Annotated in this window: 7 protein-coding genes and 2 pseudogenes; 1 reads left to right on the top strand and 8 read right to left on the bottom strand. The window is 69.3% G+C overall.

Annotated elements, in window-relative coordinates; all coding sequences use genetic code 11:
* Positions 1-76 precede the first annotated feature (76 nt).
* The 8 genes and pseudogenes from OFY01_RS13370 to OFY01_RS32555 all read right to left on the bottom strand — a co-directional run.
* Positions 77-1,798, bottom strand: a complete 1,722-nt coding sequence (locus OFY01_RS13370) for a relaxase/mobilization nuclease domain-containing protein (protein WP_266599555.1) — start codon at positions 1,796-1,798, stop codon at positions 77-79.
* The gene (locus tag OFY01_RS13365) at positions 1,795-2,445 is read right to left on the bottom strand and encodes a MobC family plasmid mobilization relaxosome protein (protein WP_266599553.1); all 651 of its coding nucleotides are present in this window, start codon (positions 2,443-2,445) and stop codon (positions 1,795-1,797) included. The genes OFY01_RS13370 and OFY01_RS13365 overlap by 4 nt, the downstream gene beginning before the upstream one ends.
* Before the next feature lie 123 nt (positions 2,446-2,568).
* On the bottom strand, positions 2,569-3,423 hold the full coding sequence (locus OFY01_RS13360) for a DUF2637 domain-containing protein (protein WP_266599552.1): 855 nt from the start codon (positions 3,421-3,423) through the stop codon (positions 2,569-2,571).
* Positions 3,424-3,643: 220 nt separating this feature from the next.
* Entirely contained in the window at positions 3,644-4,897 is a 1,254-nt protein-coding gene (locus OFY01_RS13355; protein ID WP_266599551.1) for a DUF3631 domain-containing protein, read from the bottom strand.
* A 137-nt stretch (positions 4,898-5,034) separates the two neighbouring features.
* Positions 5,035-5,154: pseudogene (locus tag OFY01_RS13350) on the bottom strand (DNA-binding protein); the annotation flags it as partial.
* A gap of 101 nt (positions 5,155-5,255) precedes the next feature.
* The gene (locus OFY01_RS13345) at positions 5,256-6,098 is read right to left on the bottom strand and encodes a transposase family protein (protein WP_266599548.1); all 843 of its coding nucleotides are present in this window, start codon (positions 6,096-6,098) and stop codon (positions 5,256-5,258) included.
* Between the two features lie 65 nt (positions 6,099-6,163).
* Positions 6,164-6,619, bottom strand: coding sequence for a hypothetical protein (locus tag OFY01_RS13340; RefSeq protein WP_266599547.1), 456 nt, complete (start codon positions 6,617-6,619; stop codon positions 6,164-6,166).
* Between the two features lie 164 nt (positions 6,620-6,783).
* Positions 6,784-6,903, bottom strand: a pseudogene (locus OFY01_RS32555) (DNA-binding protein); the annotation flags it as partial.
* 466 nt (positions 6,904-7,369) lie between these two features.
* Here OFY01_RS32555 and OFY01_RS13335 point away from each other — a divergent pair.
* On the top strand, positions 7,370-7,612 hold the full coding sequence (locus OFY01_RS13335) for a helix-turn-helix domain-containing protein (protein ID WP_266599545.1): 243 nt from the start codon (positions 7,370-7,372) through the stop codon (positions 7,610-7,612).
* Positions 7,613-7,670: the final 58 nt, after the last annotated feature.

The following is a 7,670-nucleotide window of genomic DNA, read 5'->3' as shown; positions in this document are numbered from 1 at the left end:
TACGCCTCCGCGATCATGCCCCGCACACGAAGAAGTCCCTGTTCATCGAACAGGGACTCCCTTTGCCACAACGCACTTAGCCCGAACGAACGGTGCTTACCTGCCGTGCGTGCAGCTGCTCAGGGAGCGCGGCGGTTGCTGGCGTGTGATCGGGATCCGCCGAGGGCTGTGTTGCACCTCGTGCCTGTGCTGCAGGGGCCCGTGTCTTGGGCGCCGGCCCTTTGCTCAGGCGCTGGACGCGCCAGGTAAGGGTCCTGGCGATGGAGCGGGCGTCGTCCAAGGTGTACTGCCGTGCGGCGTGCTGGAGAAGCTGGTCGGGGTCGTGGCCGGCGTTCTCGGCTTCGGTTAGTGCAGTGGCCAGTACGGGCCAGGCGGGATCGTTGAGGACCTGCTGGGCGTGGTCGGGCAAGGTCACGAGGATCCGCTTGGCGTGTCGCTCCATGGTGCGGGCCAATGGTTTGCGCTGGGCCAGGGCGGCCAGCGGTGCGGCGGCGGCTTGCTGGTAGGCGGCCTGCAGGTGGACCAGGGCTTGGTGGGCGGCGGCGACTTGCTGGTCGTGCCGGCGGGCCTGGTGCCAGCGGGCTGTGGCGATGACGACGAGGACGGTGATGTCGAGAAACATGGCCAGCCCGGAGCCGTCACCGGTCACCGGGGCGGTGCGCAGGGCGCGTATGGCGCCCCGTAGGGCGCGGGCCTGGTCCTGCTGGGCGCGGATACGGGAGCGGGTGGCGCGCTCGAACGCCGTGGCGGCCTGCTGCAGTTGTGACCGCAGGTGGCTGGGGGCGAGCAGCGGTAGGACGTCGATGGCTTCGCCTAGGGCCGTGATGTGGGCCTGGGCGGCTGCCTCGTCGCCGTGGTCGAGGTGGTGGGGGATGCGCTCGGCTGCGGCGGTGGCCTGGTGCCAGGGGTTGGGCTGGCGCCGGCAGCCCGGCTGGGTGGCGGGTGGGATCTTGATGACGGTGAGGCGTTCGCGGATCTTGGGGAAGGACAGGTCGGGGGCGAGTTTGGCACCGGAGAACCAGATCGGCTCGCCGGCGGCGTTGGCATCGCCTTCTACGGCGACCTTGTACCCGCGCACGTCGCCGGAGGGGAAGTGCTGGACATCGACGAGAACGCCCTCAACGTCGGCGAGTAGACGAAGGAACTCCTGAGGGCTGGTGGCGATGGACACCAACTGGCGGACGGTGGTGCGCAGGCACTCGCGGGAGGTCTTGGTCATGCGGGCGCGGCGGGCCTTCTCCGTCTCGGCGCGGGTGGGGCGCTGGGCGGCGGTGCGGTCGCCGCGCACCACCCGCTTCAGGCCGTATTCCTTCTCGATGGCCGCGAGTTCCTTGTGCGCGGTCAGGTAGTCGTTCCAGTGGCGGGCGGTGCGCAGGTCGCCTCGGACCTTGGTGGCGGCGATGTGGATGTGGTCGTCGGCGTGGCGTACGGCGACCCACCGGCACCCATCGGGATCGCCTTGTGGCGCGATTCCGGTGGCCGCCACAATCCGGTGGGCGATGTCGGCCCACTCGGCGTCGGTGAGGTGCCGGTCGCCGGGCGCGGCACGTACCGAGCAGTGCCACACGTGCCGCTCGGGCGCCCGGCCCAGTCGGCGGGCTTGCTTGACCCGCAGGTCGAGGTCGGCCACGAGCCGCATCTTTGTGGCGTCGAAGTCGTCGGCGCGGCCGGGATCGGGAGCGAAGCCGTCCCAGGAGGTGACCAGGTGCGGGTCGGTGTGGTCCTTGGTCTTCTTCGTGTCGAACAGATACCGGATCAGGCCGGCGGTGCTCTTGCCGTTGCCGATCTTGGCGATCACCGGGCCGCCTTCGCGGAGACGGCGTGATTCATGGTCTGCGCTATGTCGCCGATGGCGGCGCGGACGGCGTCCAGGGTGTGCTCGGTCTGGGCGAGGATAGCGGTGTCCGCAGGGTGCGGATCGCCTCCGGCGTTGAGGCGGTGGGCGATCTGGTTGACGTTGTTGCCGATGCGGGCGACCTGGGCCCGCAGGGCGTCGAGCTTGTCGAGGCAGTCGTCGAGCTGGGTGCGCTGCCCAGCCAGGCCCACGGTGAGATCGCCGTCGAGATAGGCCATGATGACGGCGCCGACGAGGTGGGCGCCGGCGATGCCCATCTTGCGGGCACGGGCGAGGATCCGGGTCTTCTCGTCGACGCTGTAGCGGACGTCGACACGCTCTTTGCGCTGGACGCTCTCGCGGGTACGCCGGCGAGCGATACGACGCAGGGTGACTTCGTCGGCGAGCGCGTCGGGGGACTGCTCAGCCGCGTCGGCGGGCGTGTCCTCCTCGGGCACCCCCCGGTGCCCGAGGTCCTCCGCCACCCCCGGGGCGGAGGGGACTGCGTTGGGCCGGCCCTTGGACGGTCCAACGTCATACCTTGCTGCGCTGGTGGCGGTAGTGGTCATTTGCTGCGGCAGTCTTGGCACTTCGTGGTGAGGGTCGTGCATCGGGCGGTTCTCCGTGCGTGGTGGGGAAAGAGGTCATGGCTCCAAGGCCGCTCGTCCCGCGGCGGGCTGCGCGGGGACGAGCGGGAGGAGTCGAGCGTGAGGGTGACGGACGTGCCTGCGGACTCAGTGGGCGCCGACAGGTTCCTTGTCGGGCTCGGGCTGCCGCCGGCGGGTGGCCTGGTCGAATTCGGCCTGCAGATGATCCTTGATCTGGGTCAGGCGGTCCTTGCCGATGCGGTACCCAGCGCCGCGGATGGCCGCCTCGATGTTGCGGCGTGAGGCGCGGCCCCCGCGTCCCAGTGGGGCGGTGCGGGCGATAGCGAGCAGCTCGTCGAAGGTCGCGTCGTGTTCGTGGCCGCCTTCTTTGGTGAGCGGCTTCGGGGCCTGCGGCACCTTGACTGCTGCCTCCGCTACGTCCGCGCGCTCGGCCACATCGGGCGAGCACCGCACCTTCTTCGGCAGGGAGGTCTCATCGGCCGAACGGGCAGGCGGCTCGGCACTGTGTCTGCCGTTGTGGCTGTGGCCGACCGTTTGGCTCGTTGTAGCGGCAGCCTCATGCGCGCGGGGTGTGGGGTGGCGGCGGATGACTAGGTCGAGGTGGACCGCGCCGGCGAGCGCGAGAGGGGCGATGGCGGACAGGGCGCCGACGGTGATGTCGTCCAGATGCAGTCCGGCGGTGCGTGCCTGCTGGTTGAGGCGGATGGCGTGCAGGGCGTTGGCCCAAATGCTCGTGACCGTGGCGAGCCCGACGAGTGCCCAGACGTACAGGCGTGAGCGCCAGGGTGCGGTGCGCAGGATGAGCAGGGCGGCGACGCCGATGGCGATGAACCCGTCGATCACCAGCGGGAAGGCGTATGTGAGGACTCCGCGGACGTGGATGGCGACGGCCATCTGCCGCAGGGCGTCATAGGACAGGGCGAAGCCGATCGCGCCGACCAGGGCGACCCCGAGGCGGATCGCGGCAGTCAGCGCCGACACGGGAGTTTGGGTGGTGCGTGAAGGCAAGCGTGGTTCTCCAGGGAGAGACGGCTGCCATAGCCACAGGGCAGGGCTGCCGGTGGGGAGGGGGTGGACTCGTCACACCCGTCGCATGCCTGGTCAGGGCAGGTACGGGAGTCTGGCGTGATACAGGAGGACCCGTCACAGGCATCGGACCCGTCACGGAGCTGACCTGCAATGCGACGTGTGCGACGGGTGTTTACGGGTGGACGGGCGACCCGTGGCCTGTCGTTCTACTGCTGCCGCCGGGTGGCTGCTCCTCGGGGCAGTAGCGGGCCCAGGCGTCGGTGAACTGCGTGCGGGCAAATCCCCGGGCCTGCCGTCCGCCCTCGAAGCGGAGGACGGCCGCCTGGATACCGAAGTCCTTCAGCAGGATCCCCAGGTAGCGCGGGGTCAGGCCGGCGTTGCGGTACTCCGCCCACGGAGCCTCCTGGTCCTTGAGTAGTTCCTCCAGCAGGTCCCGCGTGCGCACGGTGTCGGGATCGCCGTAGGACGTGAAGACGCGGCGGATGTCCTTCAGCAGGCGCGTCTTGACGTTGGACTCGTCGTCCTGGCCGACCTCGGCCGCGCACATCGCTGCGCAGGCTGCCCGCGCTCTCTCCGGCCAGGTGCTGCCTGCCAGTTCGGCGACGACCACCAGCGGCTCCCAGGTGTCCGCAGCCCGGTCCTGTACCGGCATGGGCGGCACCAGGTCGGCTGCGGTGTCCATCAGCGGGCGCAGCCAGGCGGTCAGCCGGTCACGCAGGGTGTGCAGCGTGGGGATGTCGCGGCGGGAGCGGAACTGCTCCACCAGCTCACCTGGCTTGCGCCGCTGCATGCGGATCACCACGGCCCGGTCCATGACCGTGTCCGGCAGGTCCCCGATGCCGGCGAGCGCGGCCATGGCGAAGGTGGGGAACGCCTGCGGCTTGTGCTCGGGGCCTGAGATGCGCAGGGCGGGTCGGTTGCGCTGGTGGCCGGCGTTGAGCAGGCCGCGCAGCTCCTCGTTCTTCTCGGCGGCCTTGATGCTGCCGAAGATGGTGTCGGCCTCGTCCACCAACAGGGTGGGCGGGTCGTCACCGATGGCGCGGAAGACGACCGCCGGACTGGTGTTGACCGTGATTAGCGGTTCGCGCACGGTCTCCGTGATCACGTCCAGCAGGCGGGACTTGCCGCACCGCTTCGCCGGGCCGACCACCGCCAGACGCGGTGCGTGCTGCAGCGCGGGCTGGATGTGCGTGGCCGCCACCCACAGCGTGACGGCAGTCAGTGCGTCACTGCTGGGCAGGATCACGTACCGCGCGATCGCTTGCCGCAGTTCGTCCAGCAACTGTGCGCCCTCGCCGACTTGCGGGGGCTCGTCGTCCTCGACGGTGGAGGAACCCGAGGCGGGGTCCTGGCCGGGGACGGCGACGGGCGGCCAGGTGGGTATCGAGGATGCGGAGGAGGAGGCGGGGGACGTAGTTTCGTCCATAGGCGTTCCTTCCCGGTGGGCCGGACGGGCAAGGTCCGGCCCACCGATTCGATCGTTCAAGGGCGATGACGGCAGGGACCCTGCGGCTCTCGGCGGTGGCTCGCCGAGAGCCGTTGCGCTCTCCTGGCGGGGCGGCTTCAGGCCGTGAGGTCGTACGCGGTCTGGGCGTTCACCCAGGCGTCCACCTCGGTCCAGCGGTAGCGCAGGTGGCGGCCGACCTTGTGCACGTTGGGGCCGATGCCCCGGTACTTCCACTGAGCAGTGTGCATCGTGAAGTTGCTGGTCACGGGTCTGGTGTGCGTGGGGTTCGGAATGCTCGGGCTGGTCGCGGGCGGGTGCCTGACGGGAAGATCATCGGTCAGCGGGCGACTTCGCGGTTCGTGAGGACCAGCAGGGCCCTGACTAGAGTGGTCGCCCATTTCGGGGCGGTGCGGAGCTTGCCGAGGACGCGCCAGTTCTTGAGGTGGGCGAAGCCGTGCTCGACCGGCGCGCGGACGGCGGCCAGCACGGTGTTCGACAGCTTCTGACCAGGAGTCAGGGGTCGGTTGCGGGCGGCCTTGTAGCCCGTGATCACTGCCGGGTCGGCGTCAGGATCGTCGGCGTCGTCCAGGCCGATGAAGCCCAGGTCGGCGATGGCGCCGAGGCCGGCCGCCCGCAGCTTGTCGGTGAGCTGGTCGTGCCGGCAGGCGGTGATCTCCGAGGTACGCCCCGGTCGAGCGGCGGAGACCCAGAGCAGTCGGCCGCGGTCGTCGGTAAGTGCGATCACGAGCAGGCCATGGCACTTGCTCTTGCCCGAGTAGTTCTTCCGGTTCTCCTTCCCGGTGCGGCGTCGGGTGCGTATCAGCGAGCCGTCCAGCAGTACGACCCCGCCGCCCGATCGGGCGATCTTCTTCAGCGCGCGGTCCAGGCGCGGGGCCCGTGCGGCCAGCAGGCCGACGGCCTCGCGCACCCAGCGGGTGACGGTGGTGCGGTGGACCCCGTTGCCGCCGGCCAGGCCGCCGGGCCGCTGGTCACAGCGCAGCACCGCCAGCACAATCCCGGCGATCTTCCCCGGAGGCAGCGCCCGCCACGGCGAGCGGATCTTCTTCAAGTGGCTGCGGATCAGGTCCGCGAGGTAGTTCAAGGTGGCGCTCGACAGCGGCAGGCGCGCGGTGTAGACAAGGCCGTCAGGGCCCTCGGCGAGACTGTTTTGTTTCTTCACACCAAACTCAACTGCCGCCGGGGGCCCGTCGGTTACGCCGGGCCGCACCATTCCTCCGGCGCGGCCTATGGGCGGACGGTGAACTTCCCGTCGCCCCGCTTGTGCAGCCAGCCGCGGTCGGCGAGCTTGGTCAACTTCGCCCGCAGCGGTTCCAGCTTGCCCCGCGCCTCGGTGTTCAGACCGAGCGTTTCACCTATCACCCGGCAGGCGGCCGGCCCGCCGACCTGCCGCACCGCGGCCATGATGCGCTGGTAGTCCGACGGCAGCGCGGACTCCTCCACACCCGGCCCGCGGTCCGGGATCAGCCCCACCGCCCGGCCCGCCACCCGCACCACCGGCGACCCGGCCTGCGCCCGCTCCTCAGCCAGCTGCTCACTCATCCGCTGCCAGACCCGCTCGGCCACCGCGAGCTCGTCCCGCTCGGCCCGCACCTCGGACAACTGCTTGACCAGCCGCTCTTCGAGTTCGTCCAGCTCCGCGCGTCGCGCGGTGATCCGCTCCAGCATCTCGGGATCCGTCATACGCCGGAGCGTACGAGCACCACTCCCGGCGGTGGACGGAAAACCGTAAACCCACCCCTGCCAGACGATCTACACCCCAGACTGACGCCCACGACCAGCACGAGTACGCCGACGACCACTCACACCAGACCCGTGACCTGCAACTTCACGATGCACGCCACTCACTGGTAGAGGGTCTTCACCGGCACCCCGAGATACGAGGCGACCTCCGCAGGGGTGGCAAGCGGGCCACGGGCTGCAGCGGTGGCAGGGGCGTTGGTGCTACGGGGAGAAGGGTTAGGCACGAGGCTCCTTTTCGGTCTTGGACAATGGCCTGGACAACACAGCCACACCTCACGGAGAGAAGTCCAGAGTTGGTTCTGAAACTCTGTACTACTTCTCTCTGCGTGGCCGGGGAGATGGAAACAGTAAGGGTGGATGCGCGGTTGCCGAAATCGCTCCCGAGGAACTCGAAATTTTTTTGGGGTGAAGCCTTCTGTAGAGGTGCCGGAATCCGATACCCCCAGTTCGGGGATGTCCCGGACGTGGGCGGGTGCCATCCGGTGAACCCGGTGGACTGTTCGGCTTATACCTGCTCGAATCGCCCATCCTCGGAGCGCGAAGGGAAGGTAGCACGGCATTCCCGAGGGAACGGATCGTGATGTGCCGGAATTCGATGAGAGGAACGCCACTCAGCCCTGGGGTGACTTCTGTAGAGTTTGAGAACCAACTCTTGCCATAACGTCCGGCCGCAAGTTACAGCTAACTGTCATGGCAACCCGACCTGTCGAAATAGGCCCCGCCGGCCTCCACACCGCCCGCGCCATCGAGCACCTACGCCTCGTGCGTGGCCTGACCCAGTACCAGCTCGCCGCGCGTTGCACCGCGCTGGGCCGCCCGATGACCAACACCGCTCTCAGCCGAACCGAGCGCGCGCGCCGCCGCTGCGACATCGACGACCTCGTCGTGATCGCCACTGCGCTGGGCATCCCCGCCCCTCTCTGTCAGCCTTAGGTGAGACGTTCCGCTTCGCCGGGTTAGCCTGAGAGGGCACGACAGGAGAACCACCCCC

Origin of the sequence: Streptomyces beihaiensis, assembly GCF_026274175.1 — a bacterium.
In the GTDB taxonomy this organism is placed as follows: domain Bacteria; phylum Actinomycetota; class Actinomycetes; order Streptomycetales; family Streptomycetaceae; genus Streptomyces; species Streptomyces beihaiensis.
The sequence above is the reverse complement of the archived record's forward strand: the minus strand, read 5'-3'. Positions and strand labels throughout refer to the sequence as shown.

Excerpts from the sequence above, each read along its gene's own strand:
- OFY01_RS13340 (WP_266599547.1), bottom strand. The coding sequence starts at position 6,619 with ATGACGGATCCCGAGATGCTGGAGCGGATCACCGCGCGACGCGCGGAG.
- OFY01_RS13355 (WP_266599551.1), bottom strand. The coding sequence starts at position 4,897 with ATGGACGAAACTACGTCCCCCGCCTCCTCCTCCGCATCCTCGATACCC.
- OFY01_RS13365 (WP_266599553.1), bottom strand. The coding sequence starts at position 2,445 with ATGCACGACCCTCACCACGAAGTGCCAAGACTGCCGCAGCAAATGACC.
- OFY01_RS13335 (WP_266599545.1), top strand. The coding sequence starts at position 7,370 with ATGGCAACCCGACCTGTCGAAATAGGCCCCGCCGGCCTCCACACCGCC.